This window comes from Bacteroides cutis (assembly GCF_900241005.1).
Lineage (GTDB): Bacteria > Bacteroidota > Bacteroidia > Bacteroidales > Bacteroidaceae > Bacteroides > Bacteroides cutis.
On record NZ_OEST01000003.1, the window covers coordinates 45,474 to 60,456 of the forward strand.

14 protein-coding genes are annotated in these 14,983 nt (G+C 54.2%); all 14 read left to right on the top strand.

What is annotated here, in order from left to right:
• Nucleotides 1–7 precede the first annotated feature (7 nt).
• On the top strand, nt 8–1,456 hold the full coding sequence (locus C1A09_RS07380; RefSeq protein ID WP_007567554.1) for a toprim domain-containing protein: 1,449 nt from the start codon (nt 8–10) through the stop codon (nt 1,454–1,456).
• A 46-nt stretch (nt 1,457–1,502) separates the two neighbouring features.
• A complete protein-coding gene (locus tag C1A09_RS07385; protein WP_007567560.1) occupies nt 1,503–2,894 on the top strand; it encodes a toprim domain-containing protein in 1,392 nt (463 codons plus the stop codon).
• A complete protein-coding gene (locus tag C1A09_RS07390) occupies nt 2,891–3,388 on the top strand; it encodes a PH domain-containing protein (RefSeq protein ID WP_007567564.1) in 498 nt (165 codons plus the stop codon). Before C1A09_RS07385 ends, C1A09_RS07390 begins: the two co-directional genes overlap by 4 nt.
• Nucleotides 3,369–4,064, top strand: coding sequence for a hypothetical protein (locus tag C1A09_RS07395; RefSeq protein ID WP_007567566.1), 696 nt, complete (start codon nt 3,369–3,371; stop codon nt 4,062–4,064). Before C1A09_RS07390 ends, C1A09_RS07395 begins: the two co-directional genes overlap by 20 nt.
• Before the next feature lie 27 nt (nt 4,065–4,091).
• Nucleotides 4,092–4,775 carry a hypothetical protein gene (locus C1A09_RS07400; RefSeq protein WP_008655035.1) on the top strand — a complete coding sequence of 228 codons (684 nt, stop codon included), beginning with the start codon at nt 4,092–4,094 and terminating at the stop codon, nt 4,773–4,775.
• A 16-nt stretch (nt 4,776–4,791) separates the two neighbouring features.
• On the top strand, nt 4,792–5,457 hold the full coding sequence (locus tag C1A09_RS07405; RefSeq protein WP_008655034.1) for a hypothetical protein: 666 nt from the start codon (nt 4,792–4,794) through the stop codon (nt 5,455–5,457).
• 22 nt (nt 5,458–5,479) lie between these two features.
• Nucleotides 5,480–6,310: a M23 family metallopeptidase gene (locus C1A09_RS07410; protein WP_008655033.1), complete on the top strand. Its 831-nt coding sequence runs from the start codon at nt 5,480–5,482 to the stop codon at nt 6,308–6,310.
• 23 nt (nt 6,311–6,333) lie between these two features.
• The gene (locus C1A09_RS07415; RefSeq protein ID WP_008655032.1) at nt 6,334–6,618 is read left to right on the top strand and encodes a hypothetical protein; all 285 of its coding nucleotides are present in this window, start codon (nt 6,334–6,336) and stop codon (nt 6,616–6,618) included.
• Between the two features lie 15 nt (nt 6,619–6,633).
• Nucleotides 6,634–8,442 carry a hypothetical protein gene (locus C1A09_RS07420; protein ID WP_008655031.1) on the top strand — a complete coding sequence of 603 codons (1,809 nt, stop codon included), beginning with the start codon at nt 6,634–6,636 and terminating at the stop codon, nt 8,440–8,442.
• 26 nt (nt 8,443–8,468) lie between these two features.
• Nucleotides 8,469–10,808 (top strand): zincin-like metallopeptidase domain-containing protein, encoded by a 2,340-nt coding sequence (locus C1A09_RS07425; RefSeq protein WP_008655030.1) that lies wholly within the window; start codon nt 8,469–8,471, stop codon nt 10,806–10,808.
• Nucleotides 10,809–10,812: 4 nt separating this feature from the next.
• Complete coding sequence (locus C1A09_RS07430; RefSeq protein ID WP_008655029.1) at nt 10,813–12,360, top strand: glucosaminidase domain-containing protein; 1,548 nt, start codon at nt 10,813–10,815, stop codon at nt 12,358–12,360.
• Between the two features lie 27 nt (nt 12,361–12,387).
• The gene (locus C1A09_RS16320) at nt 12,388–12,549 is read left to right on the top strand and encodes a hypothetical protein (RefSeq protein ID WP_165860124.1); all 162 of its coding nucleotides are present in this window, start codon (nt 12,388–12,390) and stop codon (nt 12,547–12,549) included.
• Between the two features lie 78 nt (nt 12,550–12,627).
• Nucleotides 12,628–13,236, top strand: a complete 609-nt coding sequence (locus C1A09_RS07435) for a hypothetical protein (protein WP_008655026.1) — start codon at nt 12,628–12,630, stop codon at nt 13,234–13,236.
• Between the two features lie 5 nt (nt 13,237–13,241).
• On the top strand, nt 13,242–14,927 hold the full coding sequence (locus C1A09_RS07440; RefSeq protein ID WP_008655024.1) for a zincin-like metallopeptidase domain-containing protein: 1,686 nt from the start codon (nt 13,242–13,244) through the stop codon (nt 14,925–14,927).
• The last annotated feature ends 56 nt before the right edge of the window (nt 14,928–14,983 follow it).

Below are 14,983 nucleotides of genomic sequence, written 5' to 3' on the forward strand. Positions count from 1 at the left end.
GACAATTATGAGAGAAGGAGACCTTACCTACGACGACTTCCTGCAAAGGCTGAACATTCAGGACGTGCTGATTGACGCGGGCTACCACCTGAACCGGCGCGACGGCCTGCGCTATCCCTCGTATGTCCGTCTGGACAGCGAGGGACGGCGTATCCGTGGCGACAAGTTCATCGTGACGCAACAGGGAAAGTGCTGCTTCCAAGCACAGCAGCAGAAAGTCTATAACATCATCTCGTTCATCAAGGCGCACCCGCAGTTTTTCGCTGAATACCGTGCGGGCATGTCTCCCGACCGACTGGTGAACCTCGTGTGCAACCGGCTGCTGAACCATCCCATCGAGGACCGGACAACGCGGATTATACAGCCCAAGCGGGACATCCGCCCGTTCGACATCGCGAACTACGACCTGTACAAGTTCAACCCGCAGGACCGGGAGACACAGAAGAAGTTCTATCCTTATTTCAAGAGCCGGGGTATCGACCTCTACACCCAGTACGCCTTCCACCGCCACTTCTGTCTGGCGACGAAACACCGTGAGGACGGTGCGGCATACACCAATCTCGCTTTTCCGCTGACCTTGCCCAAAGGCGACGGCACGGTCGTGGGCTTCGAGGAACGGGGACGTGCAAGAATGGACGGAAGCGGCAGCTACAAAGGCAAGGCCGAGGGCAGCAATTCGAGCGAGGGGCTGTGGATTGCCAGCCCTGCCCAAACCCCACTTGCGGAAGCTAAGCGTATCTATTGGTTCGAGAGTGCCTACGACGCGATGGCTTATTACCAGCTTAACCAGAAATGGGACAAGGAACTGCGAAAGGGAGTGTTCGTTTCTACCGGCGGGGCACCGAGCCAACAGCAGTTCAAAGCCATGATAAAGGCCACTCCACGCGCTTACCACCATCTCTGCTTCGACCAGGACCGTGCCGGACAGATCTTCGCCATCAACTTCGCGCTCACCCAGGCGGGCAAGACATTCACCAGCAACGTGACGAAAGACGACAAACTGCTGGTCCGTATCAGTGGCGAGGAGAACCAGAACTACGAAATAAAACTCGAACCCTTCGACTTTCACAGGATAATCGGCACGCTTTTACGTCCCAAAGAAATCTATCGGGAAGATGGTACGCTCGACTATCGGACAATCGGCGACGGATATTTGCAGGAGATGAGCATGGTGTGCCAAGACGAGTACGAGATAGCCCTTGCCGAGGGTTCGGCCAGTGAGGAAACACTGGAGGGCATGAGACAAAATATCATGGCCATAGAGGATGCGATCCGTAATCTTCCCGCTCCCGGCGAGGACAGCACCGACCTTATTGTGTACGAGCCCGCTGAAAAAGGCTATAAGGACTGGAACGAACAGCTCTTGGCAAAGATCAGGCTGCAAGAATCAGTTCACGAAGAGCCGGCCAGAAGAGAAGAACCCGAACAGGAACGGCAAGCACGTTTCCACCGATGACAACGCAGTACCCCCTACATGAAACAACAAAAGAAAAGAGAAGACAATGAATGACAAGAAATTGACACATAATGATTTTTTGCAAAGACTCGATATCCGGGATGTACTGCTTGATGCCGGGTATCGCCAGAACCGACGCTTCGGACTACGCCTCTCCTCGTTTATCCGCACGGACAGTGAGGAAAAGCGTATCCGGGGTGACAAGTTCGTCATAACGCAACAGGGAAAATGCTGTTGCCAACCACCCCGGCAGAAGGAATACAACGTCGTTTCGTTCATCAAGGAGCACCCGGCGTTATTCGCGGAATATTATGAGGGAATAGACCTGAACCGGCTGGTAAACCTCGTGTGCAGCCGCCTGCTGAACATCCCCTTCGAAGAATACGAGGTGCAAACCGTACCGGTCAAGCAAGACCTACGACCATTCGATATAACAGACTACGACCTGCACAGATTCAACCCTCAAGACCATGAGATGCAGGAGATATTCTATCCCTATTTCAAGAACCGGGGTATCGACCTCAGCACGCAGAATGCTTTCCACCGTCATTTCTGCCTGGCAACAAAACACGGCGCAGACGGTGCGGCATACACCTGTCTCGCTTTTCCACTGACCTTGCCCAAAGAGGGCGGTACGGTCGTGGGTTTCGAGGAACGGGAACGTATGAGAATGGACGGATGCGATAGCTATAAAGGCAAGAGCGAGGAAAGCAATGAGAGCGAAGGGTTGTGGATTGCAAGTCCTGCCGGAACACCTCTTGCCGAGGCCAAACATATCTACTGGTTCGGGAGTACCTATGACGCGATGGCCTATTACCAACTCCATCAGGCGAAGAACAAGGATTTGAGAAAGGCGGTCTTTATCTCAACGGGCGGCAAGCCTATCGGGAAACAGATGAGAGAGATACTTGATCTTACCATCCCTGCCCGGCAACATATCTGTTTCGATAATACCCGGAAAGGGTCGAATCTCACATGGGATTTGCAAAAGGAGATATGCCGCTCAGTACGTTTTGCCATAGAGGAAACGCCGGAGAGGAAACCCTATCTCGATTCCATACCGGACGGCGGGGATTTGACAGACGGAGAATTTTACCTATTGCCCAAGGGTGGTTTGCAAGAAATCTGCATACGGTTCGACGCCGAATCGGAAGAAGCGGAGTCGATGCGTTCGAGCGGGTTGTGTGCCCCGGAAGACGTGCAGGACCAGATAGATACCACGAACAAGTGCTACCGGGAATATCGAGAGAAACTACGGGAGTTCCTTGGTATTGACAGGGAGCATGATGTCTCCATTACCTGGGAAAGTCCGGATTATCGCCATACGAGCTGGAACGAACAGCTTTTGGCTGAACAGAAACGTGAAGAGACTGTCGGGCAGGAGTCGGAAAAAGAAGAAAACGCCGGGCAGGAACGACAGATACACTTTCGCCGATGACCATGCCATATACCATACAAGATGTCCGGAACATTATCCTGCGCCCGCACGCCGGGCAATTCGTCATCGACGAACTGCCATTGATATTCATGTGCATGGCGGGACTGGTGTACGGCGGCATGGAAGGTATGCCGCTTGGCGGTATGGCGACGGTCATTGCCTTGTTTCTGTTCCTCGTGCTGCTGTATCGTTTCATTTGCCTGCGCCGGATATGTTACCGGGTCGGCAACGAACAGCTTGTCTGCGAGCGGGGACTTTTCTGCCGCAGGGTGGACTACATGGAACTGTACCGTATCGTGGACTTTCAGGAACACCAGAGCCTCCTGCAACAGCTTTGCGGTCTGAAAACGGTCGTTATCCTTTCGACGGACCGGAACAGCCCGAAGCTCGACCTTATCGGTATCCGGCGCGGAAACGACATCGTGGCGATTATCCGTGAACGTGTGGAAATCAATAAACGAAAAAAGGGAATCTATGAGATTACGAATCATTAGCATATGGGTGGTCTTTGTGCTTGCCGGTCTGCTTCCGCAATTGGCCAAGGCGCAGGTTGCCGCTTCGAACCCGTTGGAATGGGCAGCCTTGGCCGAGGGAAACGAACTGATAAACGGCCAGATAGACAAACAAATCAAAGGGCAGACACAGACCGCCCTGATGCAGAACAGTATCGCAGCGGAGTTCAACCGCATACATGAGTGGGAAAAGCAGTACAACAGTTACCTCAAGACGGCGAACGGTTATGCTTCGTCGCTGAAAGCCTGTACCCACCTCTATAACGACGGCGTGCGGATTTTCCTCACGCTGGGAAAACTGGGCAAAGCCATCGGGGACAACCCGCAGGGCATCGTCGCCAGCATGAACATGAACAACCTCTATATCGAGACGGCGACGGAGCTGGTTTCCGTGTTCACGTTGCTGAACGACGCCGTGGCCAAAGGCGGCACGGAAAACATGCTCACGGGGGCGGAACGGAGCAAAACCCTGTGGGCTTTGAACGACCAGCTCGCGGCATTCAGCCGGAAACTGCATCTGCTCTATTTGAGCCTGCGCTATTATACCCTGAACGACGTGTGGAACAACATAACGGCGGGTATGATAGACCGCAGCAACGGCGAGGTGGCCCGTCTGGCCATGTCCCGCTGGCGCAGGGCGGCAGCCATCGCCCGTTGAAAAAAGGATAATAAAAAACGAAGAACGATGAAGCGGATAATCTCGATATGGATTCTGTTGCTGTGCGCCGGTATCTCGAAGGTACAGGCGCAGAACGATGCGACCCTTGCGGGAATGATTCTGGTTTATACCAACAAGGCCGAGAAGGAACTGAAAAACCAAGAGAAGGTCATGCTGATGCAAACTACAGGGCATGTGTGGACGAAGGAAGAAGTGGAAGGCACGACGGACTTGCAACGGGAGTTCAACAATTACCTGAACTCGTTCCGCTCGATTGTCTGCTATGCGGCTCAGATTTACGGTTTTTACCATGAAATATCGCAGCTTACAGACAACATGGGCGACTTCACCAAACAATTGAGCAGACATTCGACGGGTGCATTGGCCGTCGCCCTCTCCACGCGGCGCAACCAGATTTACCGGGAGATGATATTGAACAGCGTGGAAATCGTGAACGATATACGCACGGCCTGCCTCTCGGACAACAAGATGACGGAAAGGGAACGTATGGAGATCGTGTTCGGCATACGTCCGAAACTCCGGTCGATGAACCGGACGCTGCAGCGACTGACCAAGGCAGTGAAATACACCACGATGGGCGACATCTGGCGGGAAATCGACGAGGGCGCACGCCCTGTCGCGGACAAGTACGACATCGTGAAAGCCGCCCAAAGACGCTGGCGGCAAATTGGAAGAAATGTAAGACCCTAAAAAAAAGAATAAAAATATGGGAGCTTGGGATACGATATTGAAATACGGCGGAAAGGCCATGAAAGGCATGGGCAAGGCCGCCAATGCGACGGGGAAAAGTGCCGGTCATGCGGTACTGCATCCCTCGCAGACCCTTCGGGGAGCCGGGCAGGCGGTCAAAACGGCTACCGCCGGAGCTGCCGTCGGTTATGTGGGTTGGGAAAAACTGACCACCGACAAAAGTGTCGCACGGATCGTCAGTGAGGCCGTAGTCGGCAAATCCGCCACGGATGCCCTTGCAGGTACGACCGAAGACATGAAGGAACTGAAAGACAAAGCCGGAGAGACGGTCTCTGCCATAGGTGAGGCTGTGGGAGGCGCGGACTCGAAACTGAACGGGGTATCGAACTTCCTGCGGGAAGCCTCCGGCGGTGGGTTGTTCAACATGCTCAGCGGCTTTTTGCGAAACCTCGGAGGGGGCAATGTGTCGGGATTGAACATTGCAGGACTTATCGCAGCAGCGTACCTCGTGTTCGGACGTTTCGGCTGGCTGGGTAAAATCGCCGGTCTGTTTCTGGGCATGATGCTTATCGGCAACAATGCGGGCGTTGTCCGCACGGTTCCCTCGGAAACGGTATCGAGGACACAGACGCCGACACTCTCTCCGGAGGAACAAACGCAAAGCGGAGGAATGAGAAGATAGAAACACGAAAATATATATCACAATGAAATATACGGAAGAAATGATTCTGCACTCCGACAGCGGCTATTGTATGCCGTTCGAGGAGCCGCAGGGGAAAGATGTGGAGATGTCGCTCGGCTACGGCGAACAGGTACACCCGGCAACGGGAGAAAAGTTCTTTCATCACGGAATAGACTTCAACGTGAGGTGTTACATGCTGTCAGCCGTGGCCAGCGGCATCGTGTCAGGTGTGGGCAACGACCCGGTACATGGCATTTGCCAGACGGTCCGTTACGGCGGGTACGAGGTGACATACGGTCATCTGTCGAATGTATTCGCCCAATTCGGACAGCGGGTGAAAGCCGGACAAACGGTGGCTTTGAGCGGCGAACTGCTGCATATAGAAGTCAAATTCAAGGGCGAGGAACTGAACCCAATAGAGTTCCTGACCATGTTGTACGGCAACATCAAGGCTTTGCAGGAAGCCGACGGCAATGGTGCGGCGTCTTTTTACGATGCGGAAACAAGAGTAAAAAACGACTACGAGAAGGATCAAAGGGAAATAGAAGAGCTGATGCTCCGCTTTCTGCCACTTTACATGGAGGATTTACAGCGGGGAGCGTACACGGTGCCCGCACATACGGAGCAGTCGCTGCGCCACATCTTTACAATGGGAGCTGCGAAGGAGTATTTCTATGAGAAGATGCCGAGCATGTACAACCCGCTGGGACTGGGGCGCAAAGCCATGCCGCTGGCCTGCAAGGTACAGAACCTGCTGATAGCGGATTTCCTGAACTACCTTGCCCTGCGGCATGATGTGTACCTTTCCGCAACAGGCGGCGAGGTAAAAAAAAACTTCATGACGAAGCCGTAGCGGGCAGCGGACTCATTGATCTGTTGGCGGAACTGGACATCGACATCCAGAGCTTCGACATACCGAGAATCGTCTCCGTCTATCCCGACCGTGCCGGAGTCCGCTGGTGGACGAAGGCATGGTTCAACAACCGGGAGGAAGGGGAAGCCTCGGTAGAAATCGAGCGGGAACAGGCGATACGTTTCATTCACGACAATATCGAAAAGGACACGTGGCTCGAAGAGTTTTTCCCCAAGCAAATGGAGGTGTACCATAACGCTATCGAGCAGACGAAGGAACAACTGTTGAAACAAATAAACATGATATAGAAAGACATTGATTATATGGACGGAATCAAACATAGCAGAAGGTTTGCGGAGTTGGAGGCCCTGATGGGCAGTTATTTCCGCCATCATCTTGTCCCCGTCATGACGCAGACGCAATCCTACCTGACCGAAAAACAGGGCGAGGAAATGAAAGCGTATTCGACCTCCCTGGGCGGCATACTCGGCATGATGGCGTCAGCGGGGCAACCGCTCGCCGACCCGTACCAGACTCTCAAGGTTACGGGAGAGTGGAACTCCAAGACGACCGAGGACTACATCGGGATGTGCAAGGACAGGATTCTCTCGTCGGAGGAGATGCAGCACGACCTCGCCTACATGGCCGGACAGTGGCGCGATGTCGTTGTGAAGGAAGTCGGACGCGAGCGTTACGATAAACTGTCGCAGGAATTGGGCTGCGACCTCGCCTATGCCTTCGTGGACTATCGTGTAGAGCAACTGATGATAGACCAACTGGTCAAGGAACGTATGCCCAAATCCTCGGCGGACTACATCATCCGTAAGGCGGCAGAATCGAGCCTGCTGGGATTGCCACAGGCTTTGGGGCGCTCGCCGCTGGCCGAAGAGATAGAAAAACGCGGAGAGGTTGCCTACCGGCCGAGCAAGTTGGAGAAAGGTGCGGGCTGGGTGTTGGGGGCTTCGGCCGATACGGTCATGTTGGGCGGTACGGGTTCGTGGACGGCCGTTGCACGGTTCATCGGTGCGGATACGGCAATCTCAGCCGTTGCCGACCATTTCGGGAAGGAGGAAACGCAGCCGCTCTCTGCAGAGGAGTGTATCAGCAAGGGCGTGTTCGGCAGCGACAGCAACGTGTTCGACAGCTTCCGCAAAGAGGCGGCAAGCATACCGGGCAAAGAAAACACGGCTCTTGCCGCAGCCAACGGAAAGTTGCAAAAGAAGATACCGATTGTAACATTCGATTTTATGGACTGGTGGAAAACAGACAATAGAAATATGCCGTGGCGGGAAGAAACCGCCGAGGAGGAACGGAAACGGGTGGAACGGTATAAAGACGTGCCGATGGTTGTCGCTCCCGGACAAGAGGAAGCCTACCTGCAAGATATGGAAAGACGGAAAGCCGAAACGGAGGAACAGACGGAATCGAAACCCAAACAAAGGGAAAAAGAGGAAAAGGAAGTGTCGACTTCCGCCGTCTCTGCGGGGGAAGGGATGCGGCAGGAACAGGCAGGTCAGGGAACACAGACCATACAGACCAACGAGAACGGCTGGGACGAGCTGGTCCGCTCGCTCGGACTGGACGGCATAGGCGATGTCGCGGGTAATCTGGGCTATATACTGGCCATGCTGCCCGACATCCTGCTGGGCGTGTTTACAGGTAGGACACAATCGCTGGGCCTGAAAGACAACCTGCTGCCGATAGCGAGTATAGTGGCAGGTATGTTCGTCAAGAATCCGATGTTGAAGATGCTGCTTATCGGCTTGGGTGGCGCGAACCTGCTGAACAAGGCGGGACACGAGGTGCTGGGAAAAGAACGGACGGAGGGAAACAGAAATGCAGCCACGACCGGTAGAGAGGTACAGTACAGACGCTATCCCGACGAGCCGCTGAATCCGCGTATCGTGAACCCGGCACTACAAGGCTGCACGCTGGTTGCCACGATAGACCGTGTGCCCTGTACGGTGCAGCTCACCCCCGCTATGGCCGACGCTTACCGTGCAGGAGCCTTGCCGCTGAACACGCTGGCCAATGCCGTGCTCGCCCAAAGCGACAAGCTCCGCCAGATGGCTTCGCAGAACTATGACAACGGACAGCAGGAAACCATCGTGCGGACACGGGGCATTCAATAATCCTGTAACCGAAAAAATATGGGAATATGAAAGAAAAATCGCAAATAGAAAAGAATGCCGAGGAGCGTCAGATAGAGCTGCTCTCCACGGCTTTGAACGAAGCGTCGAATGCCGGGGGACACTGGCTCAACGCTACGGGCAAGGGCTTTCCGAAATTTTATCCGAAAGGTGTTGCCGTCAGCCCGTTCAACGGCCTGTTCATGGCCTTGCATTCGGACCGGAACGGGTGCAAGACCAACCTGTTCACCCTTTACAGCGATGCCAAGGCACGCGGCACATCGGTACGCGAGCACGAGCAAGGCGTTCCGTTCCTGTTCTACAACTGGAACAAGTACGTCCACCGCAACAATCCGGAGGACATCATCAGCCGGGACGCTTATCTGAAACTGGACGAGGAGGTGCAGAAACAGTACAAGGGCATACATAACAGGGAGATCCGCACACTTTTCAACATCGACCAGACGACACTGCCCTACGTGGATAAGGAGACTTACGATGCGGTATTGCAGAAAGACGGTAGTGCCGTGGAGCGTGGCTACTCCGAAACCGATGAACGGAGACTGCATATCCGCTTCAACGACTTCCTGCTGAAAATGCGGGACAATCTCGTGCCCGTGCGTTCGGACGGCAGCGGAATGCCCCATTACGAGACGGACCGCGATGCGGTCTATATGCCGCGCCAACGGAACTTCGAGCATTATAACGACTACGTTCAGGAAGCCTTGCGGCAAATCGTGAGCGCCACGGGGCACCAACAACGGCTGGCCCGTGAAGGCATGGTGATGAAAAACGGCATGGGTCCTTCGGAAGATGCCCTCAAACAGGAACGGCTGATCGTGGAGGTGGCTTCGGGCATCAAAATGCTGGAACTGGGACTGCCTGCCCGTCTGTCCGACAAAAGCCTTGAATTGGTAGACTACTGGAACCGGGAACTTAAAGAGAACCCCAACCTGATGGATGCCCTCGAAAGCGACGTGAACAACGCCCTCGAAGTAATCCACAAGGCGGAACGGGGCGAGAAAATCGAATATGCCACGATGCGTAACCGCCGGCAGACTTCGGATATGCAGGAGCAGTTACCCAAGCATTTCTACGTGGCCGATGAAATCCGGAAACACCCGAACAAGGAGGACAAGACCATTGTCATCGTCATCGATCCGTCCTCGAAATCGGCGGATGTGATACTCCCTGCCGGTGCGTCGCCGGAGGTGGACAACGAAGTGCCGGGCATGAACAAGGCCCGTATCGGCAGGGCTTTGCGAAGGGAAGGTATTGAAAACGTGCGTTTCTTCAATCCCGACGGCGCATGGGGGTACAGGCCCGATGATGCCTATTTCGCCAAGAAACAGGTATCACTGGCCCGACTGAAGAACTGGGCACTGGAGATGCTTTCCACACTGGACGTGACGCCTGCGGTCAAACGGGCGGACGAAATCGGTTTCGACCAGATACAGATGATCCAGGACGACAAGAACCGCTGGGCGCTGTATCTGAAGCCCGAACATCAGAACGGGTACAGTATCTATCCAGACAAGGAGGACGTGAACCGTTTTTTCTCCACGCTCAAACAGGCGATGGACAACATCGACAAGGTACGCATGGAACTGGCGCACAAGTATTATGTACTGGCGGAAACACAGCCAGACCTGAAAGTGGACCTGTTCAGCAGCGGGGCGCAGGACATCGACCTGAACCGGATTCAGCGTGTGTCCGTATTCAAGACCAAACAAGAAGGAACTCTGTGCGTGGCGACCATCGACGGGAAGAAACTGCAGCCCCGGAGCGTCACGCGGCAACAGTGGCAGCGCATGTGGCTGGCTGAGGACCGTGCAGAATATAAACGCCATCTGGCGGCCACGCTTTTTGCCGATGTGCTGCGTAAAGGACAGACGCAGGAAGAGACTGCCGGAAAGAAACAAGGAGAAGAGGATACCCTACAGCAGGATAAGGACAAGCACCCCAAGCAAGCCAATGAGGAATCCCCCAAAACTGCTTCATCCTTGAAAGAGTTGCCCATAAAAGATATACCGGAACAACTGTATGACAAATACAAGAAAATCAAAGAGGAACAACCGGAAGCGGTCGTCCTTTTCAAACATGAGAACAAGTATTACGCTTCCATGTATGATGCGGAGACCATAGCGAACGAGCTGGACATGCCTCCGGCCAAAGAACGCATTCCGTATGATGCGGACAAAATCATATTGGTATTTGAACACAGCAATGAGGAAACAAGGCAGCAAATCCATGCGCTGCGGGCATACGTGATGGATTGTGACGGTATGTCCAAGGCGCAGCAAAACGAGCCTGCAGAGGCAACTGACGAACAGAACGAGAACGAACAACGTCCAACCATGAGGAGGTAAAGATATGGCAAACAAGAATCAAGAATATACGGAACAATACGCAGATTATGCGATGGCACAGATGCGGAGGTACGGCATTCCGGCCTCCGTGACGCTGGCACAGGGCATACTGGAAAGTTCCAACGGGCAGAGCCGTTTGGCCGTGAATGAGAACAACCATTTCGGCATCAAGGCCACGCCCGAATGGATTGCCGAAGGTGGCCGGTACGGTCTGTATTCCGATGACAAGCCGAACGAGAAGTTTTGCAGCTACGACAGCGTGGGCGATTCGTATGAGCACCACTCACGCTTCCTGAAAGAGAACAGCCGCTATGCCCGCTGTTTCTCGCTCTCGCCCGATGACTACAAGGGCTGGACACAGGGCCTCGAAAAGGCGGGCTATGCCACGGGCGGGCATTATGCCGACAGCCTGCAACGTATCATCGAACAGAACGGGCTGCAAAAGTACGACCGGCAGGTCATGCAGGAAATGGAGACGCAGGGAAAGCGGTTCGGCGTGGAAGAGAACCCGCTCCGTGAGGTCGGAAATACAGTGGACTATTCGTTTCCGGTGGAGCGGAAAGAGTTTCTTTTCGTCACCTCGCCATTCGGTATGCGGCAAGATCCGGCAGACGGCAAGGAACGTATGCACACGGGTATCGACATCCGGTGCGACGGCGATACGGTCCTGGCCACGGAAAAAGACGGCAAGGTCGTCGCTGTCAAAGACAAAGGCCATGCACCCGGTAACAAATCGCTGACCGTGGAATACACCCGTCCGGACGGCAGCAAGGTACAGTGTACCTACATGCACCTCGGCGAAGTTTCCGTAAAGGCAGGCGATACGGTACAGGCAGGCCAGAAGCTCGGCCGTTCCGGTAACACGGGGACACGGACGACCGGGAAGCACCTGCACTTCGGTGTCCGGCAGATTTATGCGGACGGCACGCAGCGGGACGTCGATCCGGCAGCGTATCTGGCTGAAATCGCACAAAAGGGCCACATCAAACAGCAGGTACTACATAACGGCAACGACCTGCTCGCCCGATATAAGGGAACAGAAGAGAATGCCACCGGCAAAAGCCTTTCGCCCGATGCGTGGATGAAAAAACTGCTCTCCTCGGAGGATAGCGGCGTGGGATTGTCGGGGTGCAGTGATCCTGTCGTGGAAATGGCCATGACCGCCTTTACCTCCCTGATGTTACTGGCGACGCAAATCGACAGCAAGAACAAGGAGGAACAAAAGGCAGCCATTTCCGAGGCGATGGACAGCCGGCGTATCGACCTCAAAGCGTTGCTGCCGGGCATGAAAAACTGTGACCTCACAGTCGGGGAAAACGGGCGAGCTGTCCTGCAGGCGGACAACGGCAGCGTTCAGGTATCACGGGAACTGGCCTCTGCCGAGTTAAGCCGCCTGTCGGTGACGCTGAACGACAGTTCTCTTTCGGAGGAAGCCAAACGGCTGCGTGTGACCGGCGTGCTGAACACGGTCATCCTCTCGGAGGCGGCGTCGCAGAACTTTGAACGGGGAATGTCCGAACAACGGGCACAATCGGAAAACCTGAAAAGATAATCCCAAAAAGTCATGATAAAACGCGTGATGATACGACTTTGCGGGTACTTGTCCGGGGTGTCCGTCTGCGCCCTGCATATCCTGTTCTGTTCCCGGCTATTCGGTTGGGTAGCAACACTCGTTATCGTGGGCGTCCAACTGGGTATTGCCGGCTGGATTGTCTACATGAGAATACGTGCTCCCGATTAGGAAACGCTTTCAACCTGTTCAACTTCAAGACACCCCGCTTTGTCCGGTGGACTATGTATCACTAAAAGACAAAATAAAATGATTAAATGCAATATTACGGCGTGCGGCACCATCGGCCGCGACGCTTCGATGCGCACGACCAAAGAAGAGAAAACATTCCTGACCTTTCCGCTCCGCGTCGTGCTCCAAGGCAAGGACGGTCGGAACGAAACGGTCGAGATCAGTGTCAGCAAGGAGGGCGGTCAGAAGAAGGTATCCGGCTATCGAAACGGATTGCGTGTCGAGGTTGCGGGGACGCTGTTCCTGAAACGCCGGGGCGAAAAGCTCTATTTCAACCTCTTTGCCGACCGTATCGGCCCGGCGGCGGACATCGCGGATTCCATCAAGGGCGAACTGTCGTTCCGGGGCAAGGTGGGCAAGAACATCGAGGAACGGAAGGACAAAAAGGATAAGTCCTACACGATGTTCTCTGCATTCAGCACCGAAAAGGTCGATGAGAATTTCGAGTACCAGTGGGTGCGTTTCTTCTGCTTCGACAGGCAACGTGAAGAGTGGCTGCAACCGGGCGTCAAGGTAGAAGCCAAGGGCGAAATGACGGTCTCGGTACATAACGGGAAGCCGGACATCTCCTGCCGGGTGGAAGAACTGGCGCAATATATTCCCGAATCGGATAACTTCAATCAGTAGCAGTCATGGCCGGTTATAGAAAGCGAAATACGGAGGGGCCGAGCAGCGAGGACAAGGCGCTGGACCTCTTTGCCGAGATGATGATCGAGAAAATCGAAAGCATCCACAAGGACTGGCATAAGCCGTGGTTTACCGAGGGGGCACTGCAATGGCCGCGTAACCTTTCCGGGCGGGAGTACAACGGTATGAACGCCCTTATGTTACTGTTGCATTGTGAGAATGAGGGGTACAAGATTCCGCGCTTCTGCACCTTTGACTGCGTGCAGCGGCTCAACAAGCCCGGCAAGGACGGGCAGGAATTACCCCGTGTATCTGTACTGCGCGGCGAGAAATCGTTTCCCGTCATGCTGACCACATTCACCTGCATACATAAGGAAACAAAGGAGAAAATCAAGTACGACGACTACAAGAAACTCTCCGACGAAGAGAAGGCGCAATACAATGTCTATCCGAAAATGCAGGTGTTCCGGGTGTTCAATGTCGCCCAGACCAACCTGCAGGAGGCTCGACCGGAGTTATGGGAGCAGTTGGAAAGAGAGAACGGGAAAAGGGTCGAAAACGGCGAACATTTCAGTTTTGGGCCTGTCGATGCGATGATAAAGGACAACCTTTGGATTTGTCCCATCAAACCGACGCACCAAAACGAAGCATACTACTCAATCACAAAGAACGAGATTGTCGTACCCGAAAAGGAGCAGTTCAGAGACGGGGAATCTTTCTACGGAACGCTGTTCCATGAGATGGTCCATTCCACGGGTGCCGAAGGTGTGCTTGACCGACTCCAACCTACCTCTTTCGGTTCGAAAGAGTATGCCCGCGAGGAACTGGTGGCCGAACTGGGCAGCGCGTTGGTCGCACAACGCTACGGCATGACCAAGCATATAAAGGAAGACAGTTGCGCATACCTCAAAGGGTGGCTCGATGAGTTGAAAGAATCCCCACAGTTTATCAAGACAACGCTTCTGGACGTGAAAAGAGCTTCGTCAATCGTTACTCAAAAGGTGGATAAGATTGCGCAGGAGTTGGAACAAAATGTTACCGAAGAGCAAGAGGACAAACGCTCTGCCAAGGAACGTATTTTTTATGCTTCGGTGGCCTATCTCCAAACCGCTGACGACACGAAGCAACTGGACGAATTGAAGGACAAAGGCGACTACAAGGGTCTGCTTGCGCTCGCCAAGGAGTATTACGACGGCAACGGCATGGACGAGCAGCATACATACGCTTCTCCCCTCCAGAACCGGGGCGATGACCTGCTGATTGAAGATAAGGACTTTGCCGTGGTGTACAACGGAAGTGTCGGAGGCACATACGACATCATGCTGAAATACACGGAACAGGAGGTGCGGGACCATATCACACGTTACGGCACAGACCGTGCCAGCGATGATGTGAAAGAGGTGGCCAAAGATATGGCGGCGGAACAGTTTGCTGAACTGACACATCAGAGAATGCCGGTATTCGAAATGCCAAACGGAGATATTCTGTATGCAAGGTACAACAGGGACAAGGATACGCTGGACGTGGGTACGGCCACCAATGCAGGGATGGCCGTACAACATCATTACCCTTATGACCACAACATGACGCTGGAGGCCAACCTGCAAGCCGTGAACGAGAAGCTGAACGAGCTTGAAGAATACAGGGAGGAGCTACAAGAGGCGGAATATGGCGGCGGTCTGCGTCGGTAACGGCAGCGTAATATGAAGAATGTGGAGCGATTTCATACTGAAGGCGCTCCACATCC

Bases quoted from the DNA above. Each gene is read 5' to 3' on its own strand.
- C1A09_RS07380 (WP_007567554.1), top strand. From the start codon at position 8: ATGAGAGAAGGAGACCTTACCTACGACGACTTCCTGCAAAGGCTGAAC.
- C1A09_RS07385 (WP_007567560.1), top strand. From the start codon at position 1,503: ATGAATGACAAGAAATTGACACATAATGATTTTTTGCAAAGACTCGAT.
- C1A09_RS07390 (WP_007567564.1), top strand. From the start codon at position 2,891: ATGACCATGCCATATACCATACAAGATGTCCGGAACATTATCCTGCGC.
- C1A09_RS07395 (WP_007567566.1), top strand. From the start codon at position 3,369: ATGAGATTACGAATCATTAGCATATGGGTGGTCTTTGTGCTTGCCGGT.
- C1A09_RS07400 (WP_008655035.1), top strand. From the start codon at position 4,092: ATGAAGCGGATAATCTCGATATGGATTCTGTTGCTGTGCGCCGGTATC.
- C1A09_RS07405 (WP_008655034.1), top strand. From the start codon at position 4,792: ATGGGAGCTTGGGATACGATATTGAAATACGGCGGAAAGGCCATGAAA.
- C1A09_RS07410 (WP_008655033.1), top strand. From the start codon at position 5,480: ATGAAATATACGGAAGAAATGATTCTGCACTCCGACAGCGGCTATTGT.
- C1A09_RS07420 (WP_008655031.1), top strand. From the start codon at position 6,634: ATGGACGGAATCAAACATAGCAGAAGGTTTGCGGAGTTGGAGGCCCTG.
- C1A09_RS07425 (WP_008655030.1), top strand. From the start codon at position 8,469: ATGAAAGAAAAATCGCAAATAGAAAAGAATGCCGAGGAGCGTCAGATA.
- C1A09_RS07430 (WP_008655029.1), top strand. From the start codon at position 10,813: ATGGCAAACAAGAATCAAGAATATACGGAACAATACGCAGATTATGCG.
- C1A09_RS16320 (WP_165860124.1), top strand. From the start codon at position 12,388: ATGATACGACTTTGCGGGTACTTGTCCGGGGTGTCCGTCTGCGCCCTG.
- C1A09_RS07435 (WP_008655026.1), top strand. From the start codon at position 12,628: ATGATTAAATGCAATATTACGGCGTGCGGCACCATCGGCCGCGACGCT.
- C1A09_RS07440 (WP_008655024.1), top strand. From the start codon at position 13,242: ATGGCCGGTTATAGAAAGCGAAATACGGAGGGGCCGAGCAGCGAGGAC.